Source organism: Oceanibium sediminis, assembly GCF_003265325.1.
In the GTDB taxonomy this organism is placed as follows: Bacteria; Pseudomonadota; Alphaproteobacteria; order Rhodobacterales; family Rhodobacteraceae; genus Halovulum; species Halovulum sediminis.
This window is the reverse complement of sequence record NZ_QGNX01000003.1, coordinates 469,843-491,203: the sequence shown is the minus strand read 5'-3', so window position 1 is coordinate 491,203 and position 21,361 is coordinate 469,843. Positions and strand designations below refer to the sequence as shown.

Below are 21,361 nucleotides of genomic sequence, written 5' to 3'. Positions count from 1 at the left end.
TGGAGCGCGGGCGGGGATCAGGCGCGGCGCCAGCGGCTCATGAGGTCGCCGCCGAGGGCCTTGTGTTCGGCCAGGGTGAAGCGTGGCGCATCGTCGAGGGAGGTCAGGCCGAGGGCCGCGAAGGCGGGCAGCCCGTCGCCGCCGATCACCTTGCCGGCGGTCATCAGGATCAACTCGTCCACCAGTCCCGCCGCCACCAGCCCCACGGCGAGCGTGCCGCCCCCTTCGCAGAGGATGCGCGTCAGCCCCTCGCCCCCGAGGCGGGCCATTGCGGCGGCGAGGTCGATGCCCCCCCGCCCCGGCGGCAGTTCGAACAGGCGCGCGCCCGGCAGGGCGGGCGGGTCGCCCAGCGGGCCGTGCAGCAGCCAGAGCGGCTGGTCGGCGGCGCTGGCGGCTAGGCGGCTGTCCGCGCGCAGGCTGAGGCGCGGGTCGATGACGATGCGCACCGGGGGGCGCGGCGTTTCGATCCCCTCGCGCACGTCGAGCATGGGGTCGTCGGCCCGGGCGGTGCCCGCGCCGATCATCACCGCGTCATGGGACGCGCGCAAGGCGTGGACCTGGCAGCGTGCCTCAGGCCCCGTGATCCAGCGGCTGACGCCGGAACCGAGCGCAATACGCCCGTCGAGCGACACGGCCAGTTTCAGCGTGACCCAGGGGCGGCCCTGCTGGCGGTTGAGGAAATAGCCTTCGTTCAGGGCGCGCGCCGCGGCTTCGGCCACGCCCGTTTCCACGGCGATCCCGGCATCGCGCAGGATGGCCAGGCCCCGGCCCGCCACGCGGGCATCGGGATCGCCGGTGGCCACGACGCAGCGGCGGATTCCGGCAGCGACCAGCGCATCCGCGCAGGGCGGCGTGCGGCCGTGATGGGCGCAGGGTTCCAGGGTGACATAGGCGGTGGCGCCGCGGGCCGCCGCGCCGGCGGCGGCAAGAGCCTCTGTCTCGGCATGGGGGCGGCCGCCGGGGCGCGTGGCCCCTTCGCCGACCACCTGCTCGCCCTGCACCAGCACGCAGCCGACCGCCGGGTTCGGCCACACCGTCCCGAGGCCCGCCTCGGCCAGGGCCAGGGCGCGGGCCATCCAGCGCACGTCCTCGGCGGCATCGGGCACGGCTCAGTCCTTGTCTTTGTCGTCGATGACCTGGGGGCGCAATTCAGAGACGAAATCCTCGAAGTCGTCCGCCGCCTGGAAATTCTTGTAGACGCTGGCGAAGCGCACGTAGGCGACGGTGTCGATCCGCGCGAGGGTTTCCATCACGATCTCGCCGATCTTGTCCGATGGGATATCCGCGTCGCCCATGCTTTCCAGCCGCCGCACGATGCCACTGATCATCTGGTCCACGCGCTCGACCTCTACCGGGCGCTTCTGCAGCGCGATACGGATCGAGCGTTCCAGCTTGTCCCGATCGAAGGCTTCGCGCTTGCCCTGCTTCTTGATGACCACGAGATCGCGCAGCTGCACCCGCTCATAGGTGGTGAAGCGCCCCGCGCAGGCCGGGCAGGACCGGCGCCGCCGGATCGCCACGTGATCCTCTGCCGGTCGGCTGTCTTTCACCTGAGTATCGACATTTCCGCAGAACGGACACCGCATCTGGCGCGCCCCCCTCTCCCAATATATTATATGCATCTAGCCTTAGCGGGCGGGATTGGTAAAGCTACAAGATGCTGGCGGCGACCCGATCTGTTGCCTATTTGCCGAATCGCAAGGCAAGAAAATGGCCGGAGCGTCCGTTCGCCCTAGCTTGAGCCTCAAGCAACTTCGCGGAGGACACCATGACCACCAAGACCATGTTCCTGACCGGCGCATCCAGCGGCATCGGTGCCGCCACCGCCCGTGCCGCCGTGGCGGCGGGCTGGAACGTCGCGCTTTTCGCACGCTCGGCCGACAAGATCGAGGCATTGGCGGGCGAACTGGGCGCGCAGGCGCTGGCCTTGCCCGGCGACGTGACGCAGGAAGCCGCGCAAGCGGAGGCCATCGCGCGCACTGTCGCGCATTTCGGCGCGCTTCATGCGGTCTATGCCAATGCCGGCCTTGGCGCGACGGCCATGGGGACCGAGGCGGGCGAGTTGGCGAACTGGCGCGAGATGCTGGACGTGAATATCTGGGGCGCGCTTCTAAGCGCGAAACTGGCGCTGCCGCACCTGAAGGAAACGAAGGGTCACATCCTGCTGACCGGCAGCCTGGCGGGGCGCGCCAAGCTGAAAGGCTCGGTCTACGGGGCGACGAAATGGTTCATCCATGGCTGGGCCGCCAACCTGCAGGAGGAAGTGCGCGAATGGGGCGGGCGCTGCACCGTCATCGCGCCGGGGATGGTGGACACGCCCTTCTTTGACGAGTCGAAGCCCCAGGGCCTGCGCCCCGAGGATGTGGCCAACGCCGTTGTCTATGCGCTGAACCAGCCCCCGACGGTGAACGTGGGAGAGGTCTTCCTGATGCCCAACCCCGAGGCGGGCTGACGCGCATTTTCGGGCTCGGGCTCAGTCTGAGGCGATGTGTACAGCCACCTCGCGCCGGTGGGGAGCGTGGCGATGCTCGAGCAGGTAAATGCCCTGCCAGGTGCCGAGAACCATGCGACCGGCCCGGAACGGGATCTGAAGCGAGACCGGCAGCAGCGCCGCTTTGATATGCGCGGGCATGTCGTCGGGCCCCTCGGAGCGGTGGGTGATCCAACCCATCGCGGGATCGTCAGCATCCGGGACCAGACGTTTCAGGAAGGCGTTCAGGTCGGTGCGCACCGACGGGTCCGCGTTTTCCTGGATTAGTAGCGAGCAGGAGGTGTGGCGCACGAACAGCGTCACAAGTCCCGCGTCAGCCCCCGCCCGGTCTAGGCAGGCGGCCACTTCCGCCGTGATCTCTGTCAGGCCGGGACCACGGGTCTGCACGATCAGGGCGGACTGTGACACGGGCGCGGCTCCATCACCAAGTACCGGGTGCCTGCCGCGTTCAGCCGCTCTTCGGAGACGGTCTGGAACCCGGCCCCCTCAAGCACGGCGCGCGGCGCGCCCTCTGCCCCGGAAAAGATCGGCAAGCCCTGAACGAAGTCAATGGGCTCGATCGTTAGGTGGACCCGGTGGATCGCCCCGTGGGCCAGGAACCAGTCGTGCACCGTCGTGCCGCCGAGGATCAGCCCGCGGCGCAGGGGATGGACCGCTTCGACCAACGCGGGCAGGTCATCCGGCGTGGTGCCGCCGGGATCGAGCCAGAGCTGCGTCGGGCGCTGCCAGCCTGCCCGGCTGCGCGACAGCACGATGCGCCGACGCTCAGGTCGGTCCGCCGCAAGATGGGTGTTGCGGCCCATGATCGCCCAGTCGGCCGCCTCGACATCGCGGAAGAACAGCGCCTGTTCTTCGGCACTCGCCCAGTCCTGGGGCGGATGATCGGGGGCGCGCGCGATGAAACCGTCGCGGGTGGCGACGATGGCGAGGGTGAACTGCGGCGGGGCGGGTGTGGTCATGGCGTCGGGCATAGCCCGCGGGGTGCCCGGATCGCAAGCGTGCGTGCTGGGTGGCGGGCGTGGGAGCCTCCGGCGGGGATATTTGGAGACTTTGGAAAAAGGGGGAGCATCAAGGGCGGCGGTGTTCTTGAAGGGGGAGGCCGCGCGCCCGTGAGGGGGGAGTGCCGGGCACGGCGGCCCGAAAAAAGGGGCGGCCGCCGTGCCGGGCAGGGATCAGGCGTCTTCCGTTTCCAGTGCGACGCCACGGTCTACGGCGATGGAGCGCATCGCCTTTTGCAGCTTCTCGAAGGCGCGCACCTCGATCTGGCGGATACGTTCGCGGCTGACGCCGTAGACCTGGCTCAATTCCTCCAGCGTCATCGGCTCGTCCTTCAGGCGGCGTTCCGTCAGGACGTGGCGCTCGCGCTCGTTCAACCCTTCCATCGCGGTTTCGAGCATGTCGCGCCGGGTTTCGAGTTCGTCCCGCTCGGCGTATTGGCTGGCCTGGTCGGCATCTTCGTCCTCGAGCCAGTCCTGCCATTCGGCGGCGCCCTCACCGTCGGTCTTGATCTGCGCGTTCAGCGAGGCATCGCCGCCCGACAGGCGGCGGTTCATCGAGATCACTTCTTCCTCGGTCACGCTGAGTTCCGTGGCGATCCGCGCGACGTTCTCAGGCCGGAGATCGCCTTCCTCGAGAGCGCCGATCTTGGTCTTGGCCTTGCGCAGGTTGAAGAACAGCTTCTTCTGCGCGCTGGTGGTCCCCATTTTCACGAGGCTCCAGGAGCGAAGGATGTATTCCTGGATCGCGGCGCGGATCCACCACATGGCATAGGTCGCGAGGCGGAAGCCCTTTTCGGGATCGAAGCGCTTCACCGCCTGCATCAGGCCCACGTTGGCTTCGGACACGACCTCGGCCGTGGGCAGGCCGTAGCCGCGGTATCCCATGGCGATCTTGGCCGCCAGGCGCAGGTGCGAGGTGACAAGCTGGTGCGCAGCGCCGGTGTCTTCGTGATCGACCCAGGCCTTCGCCAGCATGTATTCCTGCTCCGGCTCCAGCATGGGGAACTTCCGGATTTCCTGCATGTAGCGCGTCAGGCCCTGCTCGGGCGACGGCGCGGGAAGATTGGTGTAACTCATGAAATGCAGTCTCCCTCATCGTGCAAATGCTATGTAAGCATTGCTCACTCCCCATTCAAGAGGCATCTTTGTCAGGTATTTACGCGGGCACCTCCTGCAATGCCGTTAACAGTTTCGTGAAGCTCTCGGGGGGGGGGGCGCTGAAGCTGAGCGCCTGCCCGCTGACGGGGTGCTTGAAGCCCAGCGTTCCCGCGTGCAGCGCCTGGCCCGGCAGGGCGGCCAGCGCGGCGGCCACCGGGGATCCGGCAAGGGCGGCGGGCAGCTTGCGCGCGCCGCCATAGGTGGGATCGCCCATCAGCGGGTGGCCGATATAGGCGGCATGGACCCGGATCTGGTGGGTGCGCCCGGTTTCCAGGCGGCAGCGCACGTGCCCGGCGGGGCCGCACGCGCCCAGCGGCGTGATCCGCGTGATGGCGTGGCGCCCCTCCCCGTCGCGGCGGATCGCCATCTTCTTGCGGTCCGCCTTGTGCCGCCCGAGGGGGGCGTCGATCTTCAGCACACCCCCGGATTCCGAGGAGACGCCCGCCAGCCCCATGACCCGGGGATCGCCCGCGTCCGGCAGGCCCCAGGTCAGCGCCTCGTAGATGCGGTCGATGTCGTGGCGCGCAAAGGCCTTGGACAGCGCCTGGTGCGCCACGTCGGACTTCGCCACCACCAGCAGCCCCGAGGTGTCCTTGTCGATCCGGTGCACGATGCCCGGGCGTTCGGTGCCGCCGATGCCGGACAGGCTGTCCCCGCAATGATGCATCAGCGCGTTGACCAGCGTGCCGGTCCAGGCCCCCGGCGCGGGGTGCACGACCATGCCCGTGGGCTTGTTCACCACGATCAGGTCCGCGTCCTCGTGCAGGATGGCGAGGGGGATGTCCTCGGCCAGGATCTCGGCCGGTTCGGGGGCGGGCACGGTCAGATGCAGCACCGCGCCGGGCGCCACCTTCTGCGAGGCGCTGCGCGCGGGTGCGCCGTCCACGCTGACCTGGCCGGCGGCGATCAGCGCCTGCAGGCGGGACCGGGTCAGGCCCAGCGCCTCTGGCACAATCGCCATCAGTGCCCTATCAAGGCGCTCGGGCGCTGTGCCGATGGCCGCGGCCTCTATGATGTCTACGGGTGGTTTCATGAGCGACGACTTTATCCAGCAGGAGGCCCCTGAGCCACCCCGGATCCGCACGCTGCGGCGCTTGGTGACAGCGCTGACGGTGGTGCTGACCCTTGGCATGATCATCGTCGTCGGGCTGCTGGTCTGGCGGCTGGTCGCGACACCGGCGACGCCGCCCCTGCCCGGCACCGTCGCCCTGCCCGCAGGGCAGGAGTTGACGGGCTATGCGCAGAACCCCGACTGGGTGGTGCTGATCACCCGGGACGGGAACGGCGCGCAGTACCTGCACCTTGTCGCGCCGGGCGAAGACACCCCCCATCAGAGCGTCACGGTCACCCCGCTGGCGGAGTGATCACCGCCGCCAAAGATGCGCGAAGTGTTTCAGGCGGTCCTGTAGCCGCGCCACCAGCCGGTGGCGAAGGGTCGCCGGGCGGCTGACCCCAGTGCCGCCCGTGGCGAGCCGCTCCAGGATCACCTCCGCCGGGGCGGCAAGGCCGGTTTCCGCATCGAAATAGCGCGGGTAGGCGATCAGCGCCGCGTGGATCAGCGCGGCCAGGTCCGGGCGGGCGGTACGGCGCGGCGCGGCCTGCCCGTGATCCTCCGTCAAGCCCCATCCCGCGTAGAACGGCATCCCGAGGCAGTGCACCGACTTGCCGCGCAACAACGCCTCGAACCCCATGAGCGAGGTCATGGTCCAGACCACGTCCACCTGTTCCAACGCCTCGGCGGCGGACATCTCGCGGGCCACGTGATCGGCCAGGGCGGCCAGGTCGCCCTCGGGCACCGCGCCGGTGCGCAGGCCGACCTCCACGTCCGGGTGGGGTTTGAAGATGATAAAGGCGTCCGGGAAATGGGCGCGCGCACGGCGCAGCAGTTCCAGGTTGGTGGAGACGTCGCGCGTGCCCGTTCGGATCGAGGCGTCGTCCTCCACCTGCCCCGGCACCAGCACCTTCAGCCGACCGCCGGCGTCGGGCAGCCTCGCGGACTGGCCGACGTTGTACTTGGTCAGCCGCGCGGCGACGATGGCGCGGCCCAGCGCCTCGGCGCGGGCCCGCGCGGCGTCTGTCAGCCCGGCGCTTTCGTTAATGATCCGCTCCAGCCGGCTTTCGCGCGTCGGGTCGAAGTAGATTCCAAGGTCATCCAGCACCAGCGAGGCGGCGGGCAGCAGTTGCGCCCCTAAGCCGACCGAGCGCAGGAAGCCGTCCTCCGCCCGCCACAGCAGCACGCCCTGCGCCGCCACCAGGTCCCGCACGGCCGTGGTTTCCTTGCCCGCCCAGAGCAGAACGGTGCGCCCCGTGTCCTTCGCCCGCGCGACGGCTCTTTCGGGATCGCTTTCGAACAGCGGCGCCGTGGGACCGGCCAGGAAGGTGCGCAACGGGCGATGCTTCCACGGACTCATCCCCGCGCAGACGAAGGGGCGGCGGTTTTCGCGGTAGGCACGCGCCTGGGCGGCCAACGCCTCTGCCGCCACCTCGAAGCTGGTGGCTTGGTCGCGGTAGGGGTCGTACCAGAGCGGGTAGTCGATCATGGCCCCGTGGAACAGCTCCGCCGCGCTGAGTGTGCGGGTACGGCGCGGGATCGGGGCGCGATCGTCGCTCAGCCCCCACCCGGCATAGAAGGGCTGGCCGAACACGACCGGGCGATGGCCCGCCAGGATCGCCTCGAACCCCATCTGGGACGACACGGCATAGACGGCGCGCGCGCCCTCCAGCAGCGCCCAGGGGTTCACCGGATCGGCGCAGATTTCCGTGTGCGCGTCCAGGTCGCCGGGGCCGAAGTGCCCCTTGCGATGGCCCGAGGCGGTCACGGGATGGGTGCGCAGCACGATCCGCGCGCCGGGGTGTTCCGCGCGCGCTGCCGCCAGCGCGGCGGCGAAACTCTCCGGCCCTGCCCCGGCATGGGCGATGGCGGCATCCCCTGCGGTCTGGTCGATCACCAGCACGTAGCCCGGGTCCGGCAGGGGCGCGTCCGGGTCCCAGTCGCTGTACTTGGAAAGCCCCTCGGCGCGCAGGAAGGCGATGCCCCGCTCGGCCCGCGCCAGCGCCGCGGCGTCGTACTGCGTGCTTGCCAGCAACCGCTCCAGCGCGGAAGGTTGCGCGGCGTCGTAGTGCAGCGCCTCCGGGTCGGCGAGCAGCCCGATCGGCGGCTCCCCCGCCTGCCCGGGCCGGACCGAGCGCAGGAAGGCATCCTCAACGTTCAGCACCGGCTTGTTCCAGCGCCGCGCCACCCACAGCCCGCGTTTCGAAACCGGGCGGCGGCCCCAGACCGCCACCGCGTCGGCGCGCGCCGGGGAAAACCCCGGCGTCACGTCCCAGCCGTGAAGCTCAAGGATGCGGCGCAGACGGGCGTTGAACAGGAACCCCCCGGTATAGACCGCAAGCTTGCGGCGGGCCGGGCGGCTCACTCCGTCGCCAGGTCGACCGTCCGGGTCAGCACCGTCGCGAAGTTCAGGGTGCGGGAGGTCGCGTCGAGTACTCTGGTCCATGCCACGAAGGGGGCCTCGGTGATGTAGATCGTGTCACCATCCCGGATCTGGAAATCCTTCGCAAGGAAGATGCCGCCGGGGTTGGTCAGGTCGATCACGTAGGCAAAGGGTTCCTCCGCGCCGACGGCCGGGTCGCCCGTGACCTTGCGGGCGATGGATTCCCGCTCGCGGCGGAAGATGAAGATGCCGGTCGGGTCCGAAAGCGTGCCGTTCAGCCCGCCGACGGCGGCCAGCGCCTCGACCACGTTGATGTCCCCGAACGGGAACGGCACCAGCGCCTGGGTGCCCGTCGCACCCATGGCGGTGAAGGACCTGCGGTCCTCCTCGACGATGATGGTGTCCCCGGCGCGCAACGCGATGTCGAACGAGGGGTTGTCATAGATGTCCTGCAGGTAGACCGTGCCGCTGCGCCCATCGCGCCGCACGGTGACGGTGGCCACGTCGGGGTTGACCGTCACCCCGCCCGCGCGCGCGATCATCGCCGCCAGCCGCGAGGTGGAGGGCTGCACCGGGTAGACGCCCTGCGCGCCCACGCCGCCGATCAAGTTGATCGTCGCGCCATCGCCGATGAGGCGGCGCACCTCGACCTGGGGGTCGGGGGTCTGGATGCCAAGCTCCTCGGTGATCAGCATGCGCAACTCGGCCGGGGTCTTGCCCGCCGCCGATAGCGTGCCCGCGTAGGGCATGAAGATGTTGCCCTTCTGGTCGACCTGGATTTCCTGCAGCACCGCCAGCTTCTGTCCGGTGCCGACCAGCAAGCCGTTGTCCACGTTTTCCCAGACGGTGATCGACAGCGTGTCGCCCGCGTTGATCGCGTCCGAGCGCAGCCGGGGCTTGTTCAGGAACTCCGCGCTGAAGCCGCGCGTGAACTCGATCCGGGTCTGCGCCGCGATCTGCGGGTTGACCAGGACCACGTTCAGATCCCCGCCCACGCGCTTGGAGGCGGCGACGATCTCGTCCGCGCTGGGGCCCGGTCGCGGCAGCGAACACGCGGCCAGGACAAGGCTGCATAGGGATACCGCTGCGAAACGCAGCAAGGGCCTGTAAATCATGGTCACGCTCGATCGCCTTTTGAACAAGGTCTGCATACGTCTTAGCCCGCCCGGGGCGGATGCGCAAAGCGCGGCGGGCGGGATCAGCGGGTGTTGGCCGACAACTGTGGCCTTGGGGTTTCACCCCGCCGGCCAATGGTTTCGTAGGGATCGCGGTTTTCAAGCATGATGTCGATCACGTTGCGGATCACGTCCGCCCGCCCGGAAGCGGTGTAGAATCCCCCGGGAAACTGCGAGGTTTCCAGCAGGAACTGCCGGTAGAGCATGTACGCCTCCCGGTCTGGCTTGCGTGGGTTGGCGAAGAACTCGTCCACCGGCTGGTAGCTGACGAATTCCGGCTGCGAATAGACCGAGCGCCCGAAGGCCTTCAGCGGCATGCCGCGCCACAGCACCTGCTGCCCGGCGGTGGAATTCACCGTCACGGCGGTGGAGGCCTTGTCCAGCATCTCGCCCAGCTTGCCGCCGCGGATCATCTGAACCCGGTCCTCGATCCCGTAGGTCTTCGCGGCCGCGGCGATCAGCTTGTCCAGCGGCTCGCGCCCATCCTCCAGCGGGTGGGTCTTGAACACCAGCCGGTGGTGCTTGGGCGCGCCGCGCGCAAAGCCCTTCACGCAGACGTCGATGAATTCCGAGATGTGGTTGAAATCGCTGTGATCGCGGAAAGACGCGTCATGCGCCAGTTGCAGCAATACAAGGTGATACCGCGCGCCGGATTCATCCAGCTTGCGCGTTTCCCGGCGGCGCTCGCGGGCCTGCAATGGGAACAGAACCAGCCGACGCAGGTAAAGCCGCAGCTCCTTCCAGACGGTGATCGTGCGGTGCGGGCGGTATTCCTTGTACTTCCAGTTCAGGAACAGCACCCGGAAGTGATAGAGCGCCCCGTTGAAGATGTGATGCCAAAGCGCCCCCCATTGCGCCGGGGCCTCGGGCACGTCGCCCTCTTTCCCGGCCAGCAGGGCGCGCATTTCGGGGATCGTCATGCGCATCAGGCGCGAATTGCCGTTCACGCCGCCCCGCTCGTAGGTCACCCAGTAGGGGCGCAGGTAGCCTTCCTCGAAACAATGGATCGAGATGCCCCGCTCTTTCGCGATATCGCGCGCGACCTGGTGGATGTCCCGGGTGTCCCCGTAAAGCACGATGTCGGTCACGGGGTGGCTGTCGAGGAACGCGGTGTAGAATTCCGCCCAGTTGGATTTGTCGTCCAGGAAGGGCGTGTACTGGGCGCGATGCTTCCAGCTCAGCTCGTCCCCGGCGTTGAAGCCGATGCGGTGCACGGTCGCGCCGGCGCGCGCCAGCATTCCTGCAAGGTCACTGAAGAACCGCCCATGCGGCCCCTGCAAGAATAGAAAATACCGTCCACTCATTCTTAACCCTTTGTCCCTCAGCGTTTTTCGCTACCACAGATTCGCATGGACAGAAATCCATAACCGTCTGCGGCCGGCCACTCGGCAGAAACCGACAAGCCTTGCCCCCGGGCGGCGGCTCTTGTATCTCCGCGGCCTGAGATGCCGGGAAGGATAGGCCGACATGTTTACCGGAATAATAACTGACATCGGCGAAATTACGGCTGTCGAGCGGCGCGGCGACCTGCGTGTGCGGATTGCCACTTCCTATACAGCCGACTCCATGGACCTGGGCGCCTCCATCGCCTGTGACGGCGTGTGCCTGACCGTGGTGGACAAAGGCCAAGCCGAGGACCGCGCCTGGTTCGACGTCGATGCCTCTGCCGAGACGCTGGACAAGACGACGCTGGGCGACTGGCAGGTGGGCCGCCGGATCAACCTGGAACGCGCGCTGCGCCTTGGGGACGAACTGGGCGGGCACATCGTGTCGGGCCACGTGGACGGGCTGGCCGAACTGCTCTCGGCCGTGGACGAAGGCGACAGCACGGTGATGACCTTCGCCGTGCCGGAGGCGCTGGCCCGTTTCATCGCGCCGAAAGGCTCGGTCGCGCTGAACGGCACCTCACTTACGGTGAACGACGTGGACGGCGCGCGCTTCACCATCAACGTCATCCCCCACACGAAAGAGGTGACGACCTGGGGCGACATCGCCCCCGGTGACCGCCTCAACCTTGAGATCGACACCCTGGCCCGCTATGTCGCCCGCCTGGACGAGATGCGGAAAGGCTGACCCATGGCCAAGGACGACACATACGCCAACGCCATTTCCTCGGTGGAGGAGATCATCGAGGACGCGCGCAACGGGCGCATGTTCATCCTGGTCGACCACGAGGACCGCGAGAACGAGGGCGACCTGGTAATCCCCGCGCAGATGGCCACGCCCGAGGCGATCAACTTCATGGCCACCCACGGGCGCGGGCTGATCTGCCTGACGCTGACGGGCGACCGGCTGGACAAGCTGGGCCTGCCGCTGATGGCGGCCTCCAACTCCTCGCGGCACGAAACCGCCTTCACCATCTCGATCGAGGCGCGCGAAGGCGTGACCACCGGCATTTCCGCCCATGACCGCGCCCATACCGTGGCGGTGGCCATCGCGCACGACTCCGGGCCGCAGGATATCGCTACGCCGGGCCACGTGTTCCCGCTGCGCGCGCGCGACGGCGGCGTTCTGGTGCGCGCGGGCCATACGGAAGCGGCGGTGGACATCTCGCGCCTTGCGGGGCTGAACCCCTCGGGCGTGATCTGCGAGATCATGAACGACGACGGCTCCATGGCCCGCCTGCCGGACCTGGTGTCCTTCGCCCAGCGCCACAACCTGAAGATCGGCACGATCTCCGACCTGATCGCTTACCGGCGGCGGCACGACAACCTGGTGCGCGAAACCACGGTGCGCCAGGTCACCTCGGAATACGGCGGCAACTGGACGCTGCGCGTCTTCACCGACGAAACCGCCGGGGCCGAGCACCTAGTGCTGACCAAGGGCGACCTTACCACGCCCGAGCCTGTACTGGTGCGCATGCACGCCGCCAACCCGCTTGAGGATCACCTCGGGCTGACGCCGGGGCGCTCTCACCAGGTCAGCGACGCGATGGAAACTATCGCCCGCGAAGGGCGCGGCGTGGTCGTGCTGCTGCGCGACATGGACATGAAGCTCAGCTTCGATGGCGAGGCCGCGCCACAAACCCTGCGCCAATACGGCGTCGGCGCGCAGATCCTCGGCGCGCTCGGGGTGCATGACATGATCCTGCTGACCAATTCGCCCCGCCCCAATGTCGTCGGGCTGGAAGGCTACGGGCTTTCCATCGCCGATACCCGCCCGCTGAAAGGAACCGCCTGACATGGCGTTGACACATGCCACCCTGCCCGCCCCGGTGTTCGATGAACCGACCCGCGTGCTGATCGTGACCTCCCCCTACTACACCGACATCGCCGAGCAACTCGTGACCGGCGCGCGCGCCGCCTGCGAAGCCTCCCGCGTGATGTATGACGAAGTGTCCGTGCCCGGCGCGCTGGAAATCCCCCAGGCGATGGCGATCGCCGCGAAAAGCGGGCAGTACGACGGGTTCGTCGCGCTCGGCTGCGTGATCCGGGGCGAGACGACCCATTACGAGACCGTCTGCAACGACAGTTCCGCCGGACTGATGCGCCTTGGCCTGCAAGGGCTGTGCATCGGCAACGGCATCCTGACCGTGGAAAACGCGGAACAAGCCATGGTCCGCGCCGAGGCGGCGGGCCAGAACAAGGGCGGCGGCGCGGCGGAAGCGGCGTTCCACCTGATCACCCTGAAGCGACGCTTCACCCCCGACAACACCCCCCGCCGCGCGCCCGAGGGCGAGATCCTGCTGGCCAAGGGCGGAGACACAGTATGAGCACCCCGACAAAAACCGACAAACGCCAGCAACGCTCGACCGCGCGGCTGTTCGCGACCCAAGCGCTGTTCCAGATGGAAGCGTCCGACGCCACGCTGGACGACGTGCGCGAGGAATTCGAAACCCACCGCTTCGGCGCCGAGATCGACGGCGAGACCTATGCCGAAGGCGATCTGGACCTGTTCCGCGCCCTTCTGAGCGGCGCGGTCGAGCGCCAGGGGCGGATCGACAAGCTGACCGATGCGGCGCTGGTCGCCAAGTGGCCGATCGCAAGGATCGACCCGACGATCCGCGCACTGTTCCGCGCAGCGGGTGCGGAACTGCTGAGCGGAAAGACGCCGCCACGGGTGGTCATCAACGAGTTCGTCGACGTCGCGAAAGCTTTCTTTCCCGACGGGCGGGAGTCGAAATTCGTTAACGCCGTGCTCGATCACATGGCCCGCGACGTCAACCCCGAAGCCTTCGCGTAACCGGCCTTGATACCGCCGCATTGCCCGGCCTAGTCTGCGGCAGGCGGCAGGATCAGAAGGCGGAGCAGGCGGTTGCGGCAGAGCATCAGGACAGCGGCAATTCTTGCCTGCGGGCTGCTGCTTGGCACGGCCGCCGCCGCCCCTGCGCAGGACACGCCTGCACCGCGCATCACCCCCCATGAGGTGACGCGCAATCCCGACTACATGGACGCGCTCATGCTGCGCCGGGTGCAGGCGGACATCACCTATATCGCCGAACTTGAGGGTGAACTGCCCCTGGACGGCCTGCCGCTTGAACCCCCGCCGGAACCGGCGGATGACGTTCGGGACGTGGACGCGCAAGCCGACCTTCTGGGGCGGATCGTCGTCTTCGGCGGGCTGGCCGCGCTGGCGCTTCTGCTGTTCTCCAAACGGGCCGCCCTCGGACATCTTCTCGGCGGTGGCCGCGCCCGCCCGGACCAGGCCCGGTCGGCGGGCAAGCAGGTGGACGCGCCAGAAGAAAGCACGCCCACGGGGCTACTGACCCGCCTGTCCCGCGCCAAGAACCGCGAGGCGGCGCTGGTCGAGCTGCTGGAAGCCGTCCTGTCGGCGGCGGCGCGCGCCAACGGTCTGCGCGTCGGGCGCTCGGAAACCGCGCGCGAACTCCTGCGTCGCCTGCCCCGCGACTGGCCCCACCTCGGCGGCCTCAGGACCATCGTGATGACCGAGGAACTGGTGCAGTTCGGCGGCCGCCCTCTCGCCCCGGAGGCGTTCCGCACCTGCCTGCACGAAGCGCACCCGATCCTGCGCGCCACGGGTGAGGCATGAGCGGGCCGGGGCGCACCCGCGGGCTGGAAGCCCTGGGTATCGGCGCGCTCGTGCTTGCCGGTGCGCTGGTCGCCTATGCCTTTTTCGCCCCCGGCCAAATGCCGCTTGAGCGTTCGGCGCTTGGGCATCGCGGGCTGGTCCACTGGTTGCAGGCAGAAGGGCAGGATGCCCGCTACGCCGGGTTCGAGACGCTGACCTACGGCGACCCGACCCTGCGGGTCCTGCCGATCGCGGATACTGACCTGGACGCGCCCTTCACCCGCCCCGCGGAAGACCGCGCCTATCTGATGACCGGCACCGAACGGGATCTCTACCGCTTCACGGCCGAAAACAAGCTGCGCGGGCTGAAAACCCTGGTCCTGGCCCCCAAATGGGCCCGCGCCCTGCGCCATGCCGGGCTTGCCCATTACAGCCTGCTGCTGGAGCCTGACGAGGCCAGCCGCCCCTTCCTCACGCTTGATTTGACCGAGACGCCGCTGGAGCGGCTGTCGCCGCGCCTGGTGACTTTCGACGCCGCGCTGCCCGACGGGCCTCGGTACGACCTCACCCTTTACGCGCCGCAGGTCTTCACCGAGCCGCTGGCAGAGGGCTGCACCCCGCTGCTGTCCGCACCGCGCGGGCACCTGCTGATCGAATGCGCGCGCGGCGGCGATGCGCCGCCGACGATCGCGCTGTCCGATCCGGACCTGCTGAACAACCACGGGCTGGCGCTGGGGGACAACGCCGCCCTCGCCAGCGAGCTTGTGGCGCGGCTGTCGGCGGGCGCGCCGGTGCTGGTTGATACGACGGATTACCTGTTCACCTTTCCCGTAGTGCCCCCGCGCGAGCAGCGCAGCTGGTCGGAACTGTCGCGCTTCTACGCCTATCCCTTCTCCATTGCCTGGGGCGGGCTGGCGATCCTGACCGTGCTGCTGCTCTGGCGCGCCGCTGTGCGCTTCGGGCCGCCGCGCAAGGTGTTCCAGGACCAGATGAGCGCCGCGCGCAGCAGCTCGATCCGGGCCAAGGCGCGGGTTCTGCGCCTGGCGGGCAACGACCGGCGGCTGTTCGAGACCCATGTGGCCAACCGCCTGCGCCGGATCGAGCGCGCGCTCTTCGGGCAGGTCGCACCCGGCGATCCCCAGGCGCGGATCGTGGAGTTCGTGAAACGCCGCGACCCCGCGCTCGCGGCGGGGTTTGCGCAGGCTGCCACAGCCATTACAACTGCGCCCTCAGGGACCAGCGCCGAAACCCTGGCCCGCGCGCTGGACGACTTCGAATTGCAGGCCAGAAGGATGATGAATGAACCTTGATACGTTTCAGGCCACAGCCGACGCCATCCGCGCGGAAGTGGGCAAAGCCGTTCACGGCCAGGACGACACCATCGACATGGTGCTCATCGCGCTGTTCGCGCGCGGCCACTGCCTGCTGGAAGGGCCGCCGGGCACCGCGAAGACCCTGCTCGCACAGGCCTTCGCCTCGGCCATGCAACTCGACTTCGGACGTATCCAGTTCACCCCCGACCTGATGCCCGGCGACGTGCTGGGCGTGAACCTGTTCGACTTCGGCACCTCCGCCTTCCGCCTGACCAAGGGCCCGGTCTTCACCGAGGTGCTGCTGGCGGACGAGATCAACCGCGCCCCGCCCAAGACGCAGGCCGCCCTGTTGCAGGTGATGAACGAGCGTGTCGCGACCATCGACGGAACCGATTACCCGCTGGGCGAGACGTTCTTCGTCATGGCCACGCAGAACCCGATCGAGCAGCAGGGCACCTACCCCCTGCCCGAGGCGCAGCTCGACCGGTTCCTGTTCAAGCTGATCATCGACTTCCCCGCCCGCAACGCGGAAATGGAGATCCTGCGCCGCCACGCCGCGCAACCGCTCGGCCATGCCGCCCGCACCCGGGCGGTGCGCCCTGTGCTCGATGCCGCCACCCTGGCGGCGGGGCGCAAGCTGATCGACGGGATCCGGCTGGATGAAACGATCCTCGGCTACATCCTCGCGTTGGTGCGCGCCACCCGCGAGGACCCGGAAATCCGCCACGGAGCCTCCACCCGCGCGGCGGACGCGGTGGCCAGCGCGGTGCGCGCAGCGGCGGCGCTGGCGGGGCGCGACTACGCCATCCCCGACGACGTGCAGCGCCTGGTGATCCCCGCACTGCGGCACCGCATCGTGCTCGGCCCCACGGCGGAAATCGAGGGCCGCACCGAGACCGACGCGATGACCAACATCCTGAACAGGGTCGAGGCGCCGAAATAATGCGCCCGGGCCGCAGGCTTCTGGTCTATGGCGTGGGCGCGCTGGCGCTGAGCCTGCTGATCATCGCCCTGCCCGCGCTGCCCGACGCGCTTGCGCCGGCGGTCTGGGCGGCGCTGCTGCTGGCCGCGGCGCTGGATGCCGCGATCAGCCCGGGGCGCCGGGCGCTGACGCTTGCGCTGGCGCCGCCGGGTCAGGTCTTTTCCGGCGAAACCGCCAGCCTGGCCTTGCAGATCCGCGCCGACGCGCCCCGCCGCATGCCCGCGCTGGCCGAGGCGCGGGTCGAACTGTCCGAGGACCTGGGCGGCCAACTGTCCTTCCCCCTCATCCGCACGCCCGACGGCGCAACGGGCGAGATCCGCATCCCCGCGCGCAAACGCGGGGTCTTCGCGATCCACGCGGTCTGGCTGTCCTGGCCCAGCCGCCTGGGACTTTGGGAATTCACCCCGCGCTACGCGTTCGACGCCGAGCTACTCGTAGAGCCGAACATCCGCCCGGTGAGTTCCGGCCAGATCGACGCCACCGTGCAATCCGAGCTTTACGGCGTGAAGGACACCGTCACCCGTGGCGAGGGGTCCGAGTTCCACCAGCTCGTGGAATTCACCACCGGCATGGACAGCCGCACCATCGACTGGAAACGCTCGGCCCGGCATCGGGACCTGGTGGCCAAGGAAATGCGCGCCGAGCGCAACCACCAGATCATCCTGTGCCTCGACAACGGCTATCTCATGCGCTCGGAAGTGGCGGGGCTGGCGCGCATCGACCACGCGATCAACGCCGCGCTCTGCGTCGCCTGGGCAGCGGGGCTGGGCGGGGACCTTGTCGGGCTGTATTCCTTCGACGCCGAGCCGCGCCACTATCTGCCGCCCCAGCCCGCGCGCGCCGGGTTCGCGGCGCTGCGCGCCGAAATGGCGGGACTTGCCTACCAGAAGGTGGAAAGCAACCACACACTGGCGCTGGCGCACCTCGGCGCGCTGCTGAAGCGCCGCTCGCTGATCGTGATCTTCTCGGACTTCGCGGATACGACGACGGCGGAATTGCTGGTGGAAAACCTTGCCGTTTTGAACCGCCAGCACGTGATCCTGTTCGTCACCCTGCGCGATCCCGGCCTTCAGGCGGGCCAGGACGGGGACGCGCGCGACGCTACCGCCGTGGCGGAGGCCGTGGTGACAGCCGACATGCTGCGCGAACGCCAACTGGTGCTGGACCGGCTCGCCCGGCTCGGCGTACTGTGCCTTGAAACCGCCCCCAACGAGTTGAGCCCGCGCCTGCTGTCTGCCTACCTGGATATCAAGGCCCGCGAATTGATATGAGCAACGTCGCCGCCGCCCTTATCCGCTCCGTCCGCTTTCGCGCCGAACGCGAGGCGGACTGGCGCGCGCTGGAACACATCGTCACCAAGGCCGAGAAGCGCGGCCTCCAGTCCCTGACCTTCCAGGAGGCGCAGTCGCTGGCCACGCTTTACCGGCAGGCCATGGCCTCGCTTTCCACGGCGCGGGAAATCTCGCTCGATAACGCGCTGCTGCAATACCTCGAGGCGCTTTGCGCGCGGGCCTACCTGGCCGTCTACGCCCCCCAGCAACAGCTTGGCGGGCTGATGTCCCGGCTGTTCCTGACCGGGATGCCGGGGGCGGCGCGGCGGCTGCTGCCGCTGATCCTGATCGCCTACCTGATCCTCGCCCTCGGGGCGGCGGTGGGCTACCTTCTGTTCCAGGACGATCCGACCTGGTACAACACCATCGTGCCCGGCGGGCTGGCGGGGGATCGCGGGCTGAACGCCACGCGCGAGCAGTTGATGTCGGCGATCTACTCGGGCGGCGACGCCGGCTCGGGGGATCTCGCGGCCTTCGCCTCGGTGCTGTTTTCCCACAATACGCGGATCGCGATCTTCATCTTTTCGCTCGGGGTGCTGATCTGCGTGCCCTCGGCGGTGCTGACCTTCTACAACGGCATGATCCTCGGGGCGTTCGTGGCGCTTCACGCGGACCGAGGGCTGCTGACGGACATCCTGGCGTGGCTTTCGATCCATGGCATCACGGAGCTTTCGGCCGTCGTCATCGCCTGCGCAGGTGGGCTGCACCTTGGGCAGGCGATCCTGTTCCCGGGCGACATGCGGCGGCGCGATGCCCTGCGCTACAACGCGCGCGACGCGGTGAAGCTGGCGATCCTCGCCGGGGTCATGCTGACGGCGGCCGCGGGGCTGGAAGCCTTTGGGCGGCAATGGATCCAGGACCCCGCCATACGCGCGAGCGTGGGGATCGCCATCGGGCTGGCGTGGCTGACCTGGCTGGCCTTCGCCGGCCGCAAAGAGGGGCGCGCGCGATGAGCCCCCGCCCCGCCGATACGCGCCGCCTGCTAACCGACTTCATCCCCCCCGAGGGCGTGCCTATCCGCTTCACCATCGCCGGGCTCGGCGCGCGGATGGTGGCGCAGATGACCGACATCCTGATCACCGTCGCGGCGCTGATAGCGATCATGGCGGCGCTGTTCTTTTCCGACCTGCTGCCGCTGAACGGGCTGCTGATCGTCGGCGCGCTGCTGTTCTTCGCCATCCGCGCGCCCTATTACACCCTGTCCGAGATCCTGATGAACGGCCAGACGCCCGGCAAGCGCCTGTCGGGGCTGAGGGTGATCTCGGCCGACGGGCGCACGTTGTCCGCCCATGCAGTTACCGTGCGCAACCTGATGAAAGAAATGGAGATCTTCATCCCCGGCACCCTGCTGCTGGCGGGCTCCGACCTGGACGGGTGGACGACGGCGATGCTGCTGGTGTGGATCACCATCTTGCTGGCGGTGCCGCTAATGAACCGCAAGCGCCAGCGGCTCGGCGACATGACGGCCGGGACCTACGTGGTCAACCTGCCGACCCCGGTGCTGCTGCCCGACCTCGCCGACGATCCGGCGGCGGACCGCAACCACACGTTCCTGCCCCACCACCTGGATCACTACGGGCGTTACGAGTTGCAGACCCTGGAAGCCCTGTTGCAGGTGGACGCCGGGGCCCTGACCAAGACCGCGCGCAAGATCCACGAGCGCAACCTGCAGAAGGTGGCGGCTACCATCGCAAAGCGCATCGGCTACCACCGCCGCCTGACCGAGGACGAGGCGGAGAGCTTCCTCCTAGCCTTCTACCGCACGCAGCGCGGCTACCTGGAAAACCGCAAACTCTTCGGCGACGCGCGGGAGGACAAGTTCCACCGCGATTCGCCCACCGACTGAGCCCCGGAAGGAGCGACCATGGCGAGCAAGACCCGGACGCCGCCACGCGTCCCCCTGCGACCGGCGGCCCTGATCTCGGAAAGCGTCCGGATGCTGTTCCGCCGCTTCGGCGTGTTCTTCACGGTGACGGTAGTGCTGTTGCTGCCGGTTCTGCTGCTCAGCTTGGCCGCCGATGCGGTGTTCCTGAACATGAGCGGATCGGGGGCGGGCTACGGCGGCAGCGGCAAGGTGTTGGCCCCGATCCTGGGCAGCACCGCCGGCGCCGGCCTCGGCTGGCTGGTGGCGAGCATTGTGTCCGGGCTTTCGGGCCTGGCGGTCCACGGGGCGGTCGTGGGGATCGCGCTGAACGAACACGCCGGGCGCCCGGCCCGCCCGCTTGCCGCGATCGGGCGCGCTTTCCTGACGCTGCCGCTGCTGATCCTGTTCAGCGGCGCCCTTGCCTTGCTGCTCGGCGCGGTCGGGTTCGGCCTGGTCTGGCTGGCCGAACAGGTGGGCGCGCGGATCGGGTCGGCGGTGGGCTTCGGAATCATGTTGCTGATCTTTCCGGCGGCGCTCTACCTGTTCGCAAGATACGCGGCCCTCGTTCCCGTCCTGATCGCGGAACGCCCCGGCCTGCGGCCCCTGTCCCGCGCGGCTGAGCTGAGCCGCGGCTACCGCTGGCCGATGGCGGGGGGGCTGATGCTGGCCGGGCTGTTGACGATGCTGCTGAACGGGCTTTTCAGCCTGGCCCAGATCGTGACCTTCGGCATCCTGTTCGACATGGACAGCGGAATCCGGCAAGTCCGGGAACTGGCGCTGCTTCTGGTCCGGCTGGCGGGGCTTCTCGGCTGGACCCTGAGCATGAGCCTGCTCGGGATCTTCCTCGCACTGCTCTACACCCGGCTGCGCGAAATCCGCGAAGGCCCGAGCGCGGAAAAGCTGCAAGAGGTGTTCGAATGACGCGCCTCACCGCTGCCACGCTGGCGCAGGACACAGCGGGCCTGCTGCGCCGCTTCGGGGCGGCGCTCTACCTCGACTTCCTGGCGCTGGGCGTGGCGGCGACGACGCTGCAAAGCCTGCTCGCCCCGGAATCGTTGCGCCGCCTGACGCGGGGCGATGTCGATGCCTCTGTCTTTGCGCTGATCACGGACCCGGCGATCCTGGGCGAAGAGGCGCTGTTCACGATCCTGTTCGCGGCGGGGTGCCTGCGCATCTGGCGCGCCAGCGGGGGGGAAACATCCGATCCCGCGGCCGCGCTGCGCCAGATGCTGGCGCCGCTGATCGTACTGTCGCTGGCGACCGGGTTCCTCGCCTATTTCGGGATGTTCCTGCTGATCCTGCCCGGCATCGTCGTGCTGGCGCTGACCACCACGCTGGTGCCGATGATCGTGATCGAGGGGCGCGGCTGGTTCGCGCTGCGCGCCACGCTCAGCCAATGCCGGCCGGCGCTCGGCGTGCTGTCGTTGGCCTGGGCGCTGACGGTGATCCCGCTGGTGATCGTGGCCACCGCCGTCGGCCCGCCGCCGCTGGCGGCGGACGCGCCGATCACCGCGCTCTGGCTCGGCTGGCTGGCACCGGACCTGATCGCGGCGATGGTGTCCACGCTGACCCTCGCCATGAGCATGGCCGCCTACCTGAGGCTGCAGCCCGCGGGTGGCGCCGACCTGGAGGATGTTTTCCGCTAGG

23 protein-coding genes are annotated in these 21,361 nt (G+C 68.7%); 14 read left to right on the top strand and 9 right to left on the bottom strand.

Annotated elements, in window-relative coordinates; translation table 11 throughout:
- Positions 1-17 precede the first annotated feature (17 nt).
- Both ribD and nrdR read right to left on the bottom strand, forming a co-directional pair.
- Complete coding sequence (gene ribD / locus DJ029_RS10890; protein ID WP_112322557.1) at positions 18-1,076, bottom strand: bifunctional diaminohydroxyphosphoribosylaminopyrimidine deaminase/5-amino-6-(5-phosphoribosylamino)uracil reductase RibD; 1,059 nt, start codon at positions 1,074-1,076, stop codon at positions 18-20.
- A 33-nt stretch (positions 1,077-1,109) separates the two neighbouring features.
- On the bottom strand, positions 1,110-1,586 hold the full coding sequence (nrdR, locus tag DJ029_RS10885; protein WP_112322454.1) for a transcriptional regulator NrdR: 477 nt from the start codon (positions 1,584-1,586) through the stop codon (positions 1,110-1,112).
- Positions 1,587-1,768: 182 nt separating this feature from the next.
- Here nrdR and DJ029_RS10880 point away from each other — a divergent pair, with 182 nt between their 5' ends.
- Complete coding sequence (locus tag DJ029_RS10880; protein WP_112322452.1) at positions 1,769-2,452, top strand: SDR family oxidoreductase; 684 nt, start codon at positions 1,769-1,771, stop codon at positions 2,450-2,452.
- A gap of 21 nt (positions 2,453-2,473) precedes the next feature.
- Here the strand turns inward: DJ029_RS10880 and DJ029_RS10875 are convergent, their stop codons facing one another.
- From DJ029_RS10875 to DJ029_RS10860, 4 genes are all read right to left on the bottom strand, one after another.
- The gene (locus tag DJ029_RS10875; RefSeq protein ID WP_112322451.1) at positions 2,474-2,899 is read right to left on the bottom strand and encodes a secondary thiamine-phosphate synthase enzyme YjbQ; all 426 of its coding nucleotides are present in this window, start codon (positions 2,897-2,899) and stop codon (positions 2,474-2,476) included.
- Positions 2,881-3,450: a dihydrofolate reductase family protein gene (locus DJ029_RS10870; protein ID WP_157966343.1), complete on the bottom strand. Its 570-nt coding sequence runs from the start codon at positions 3,448-3,450 to the stop codon at positions 2,881-2,883. Before DJ029_RS10870 ends, DJ029_RS10875 begins: the two co-directional genes overlap by 19 nt.
- A 213-nt stretch (positions 3,451-3,663) precedes the next feature.
- Entirely contained in the window at positions 3,664-4,566 is a 903-nt protein-coding gene (gene rpoH, locus DJ029_RS10865; RefSeq protein ID WP_112322449.1) for an RNA polymerase sigma factor RpoH, read from the bottom strand.
- 79 nt (positions 4,567-4,645) lie between these two features.
- Positions 4,646-5,680, bottom strand: coding sequence for an RluA family pseudouridine synthase (locus tag DJ029_RS10860; protein ID WP_112322448.1), 1,035 nt, complete (start codon positions 5,678-5,680; stop codon positions 4,646-4,648).
- On the opposite strand from DJ029_RS10860, the gene DJ029_RS10855 reads away from it, so the two are divergent.
- Positions 5,679-6,011 carry a DUF6476 family protein gene (locus DJ029_RS10855; RefSeq protein ID WP_112322447.1) on the top strand — a complete coding sequence of 111 codons (333 nt, stop codon included), beginning with the start codon at positions 5,679-5,681 and terminating at the stop codon, positions 6,009-6,011. The two genes, DJ029_RS10860 and DJ029_RS10855, sit on opposite strands and share 2 nt — an antisense overlap.
- On the opposite strand, the gene DJ029_RS10850 is transcribed toward DJ029_RS10855, so the two are convergent.
- The 3 genes from DJ029_RS10850 to DJ029_RS10840 form a co-directional block, all read right to left on the bottom strand.
- Entirely contained in the window at positions 6,012-8,063 is a 2,052-nt protein-coding gene (locus tag DJ029_RS10850; RefSeq protein ID WP_232823044.1) for a capsular polysaccharide biosynthesis protein, read from the bottom strand.
- Entirely contained in the window at positions 8,060-9,196 is a 1,137-nt protein-coding gene (locus DJ029_RS10845; protein ID WP_112322556.1) for a polysaccharide biosynthesis/export family protein, read from the bottom strand. The genes DJ029_RS10850 and DJ029_RS10845 overlap by 4 nt, the downstream gene beginning before the upstream one ends.
- A gap of 83 nt (positions 9,197-9,279) precedes the next feature.
- The gene (locus DJ029_RS10840; RefSeq protein WP_112322444.1) at positions 9,280-10,560 is read right to left on the bottom strand and encodes a capsule biosynthesis protein; all 1,281 of its coding nucleotides are present in this window, start codon (positions 10,558-10,560) and stop codon (positions 9,280-9,282) included.
- A gap of 163 nt (positions 10,561-10,723) precedes the next feature.
- Between DJ029_RS10840 and DJ029_RS10835 the strand changes: the two genes are divergently transcribed.
- From DJ029_RS10835 to DJ029_RS10780, 12 genes are all read left to right on the top strand, one after another.
- Complete coding sequence (locus DJ029_RS10835) at positions 10,724-11,329, top strand: riboflavin synthase (protein ID WP_112322443.1); 606 nt, start codon at positions 10,724-10,726, stop codon at positions 11,327-11,329.
- 3 nt (positions 11,330-11,332) lie between these two features.
- Positions 11,333-12,436: a 3,4-dihydroxy-2-butanone-4-phosphate synthase gene (gene ribB, locus DJ029_RS10830; RefSeq protein WP_112322442.1), complete on the top strand. Its 1,104-nt coding sequence runs from the start codon at positions 11,333-11,335 to the stop codon at positions 12,434-12,436.
- 1 nt (position 12,437) lies between these two features.
- On the top strand, positions 12,438-12,968 hold the full coding sequence (locus tag DJ029_RS10825; protein WP_112322441.1) for a 6,7-dimethyl-8-ribityllumazine synthase: 531 nt from the start codon (positions 12,438-12,440) through the stop codon (positions 12,966-12,968).
- Complete coding sequence (nusB, locus tag DJ029_RS10820; protein WP_112322440.1) at positions 12,965-13,438, top strand: transcription antitermination factor NusB; 474 nt, start codon at positions 12,965-12,967, stop codon at positions 13,436-13,438. The genes DJ029_RS10825 and nusB overlap by 4 nt, the downstream gene beginning before the upstream one ends.
- A 72-nt stretch (positions 13,439-13,510) precedes the next feature.
- The gene (locus tag DJ029_RS10815) at positions 13,511-14,245 is read left to right on the top strand and encodes a DUF4129 domain-containing protein (protein ID WP_112322438.1); all 735 of its coding nucleotides are present in this window, start codon (positions 13,511-13,513) and stop codon (positions 14,243-14,245) included.
- Positions 14,242-15,534, top strand: a complete 1,293-nt coding sequence (locus DJ029_RS10810) for a hypothetical protein (RefSeq protein ID WP_112322437.1) — start codon at positions 14,242-14,244, stop codon at positions 15,532-15,534. Before DJ029_RS10815 ends, DJ029_RS10810 begins: the two co-directional genes overlap by 4 nt.
- The gene (locus DJ029_RS10805) at positions 15,524-16,480 is read left to right on the top strand and encodes an AAA family ATPase (RefSeq protein ID WP_112322436.1); all 957 of its coding nucleotides are present in this window, start codon (positions 15,524-15,526) and stop codon (positions 16,478-16,480) included. Before DJ029_RS10810 ends, DJ029_RS10805 begins: the two co-directional genes overlap by 11 nt.
- Entirely contained in the window at positions 16,480-17,790 is a 1,311-nt protein-coding gene (locus DJ029_RS10800; RefSeq protein ID WP_112322435.1) for a DUF58 domain-containing protein, read from the top strand. The genes DJ029_RS10805 and DJ029_RS10800 overlap by 1 nt, the downstream gene beginning before the upstream one ends.
- Positions 17,787-18,803, top strand: coding sequence for a stage II sporulation protein M (locus DJ029_RS10795; protein WP_112322434.1), 1,017 nt, complete (start codon positions 17,787-17,789; stop codon positions 18,801-18,803). Before DJ029_RS10800 ends, DJ029_RS10795 begins: the two co-directional genes overlap by 4 nt.
- A complete protein-coding gene (locus DJ029_RS10790) occupies positions 18,800-19,696 on the top strand; it encodes an RDD family protein (RefSeq protein WP_112322433.1) in 897 nt (298 codons plus the stop codon). The genes DJ029_RS10795 and DJ029_RS10790 overlap by 4 nt, the downstream gene beginning before the upstream one ends.
- Before the next feature lie 18 nt (positions 19,697-19,714).
- On the top strand, positions 19,715-20,635 hold the full coding sequence (locus tag DJ029_RS10785) for a hypothetical protein (RefSeq protein WP_112322432.1): 921 nt from the start codon (positions 19,715-19,717) through the stop codon (positions 20,633-20,635).
- The gene (locus tag DJ029_RS10780) at positions 20,632-21,360 is read left to right on the top strand and encodes a hypothetical protein (RefSeq protein WP_112322431.1); all 729 of its coding nucleotides are present in this window, start codon (positions 20,632-20,634) and stop codon (positions 21,358-21,360) included. The genes DJ029_RS10785 and DJ029_RS10780 overlap by 4 nt, the downstream gene beginning before the upstream one ends.
- Position 21,361 lies beyond the last annotated feature (1 nt).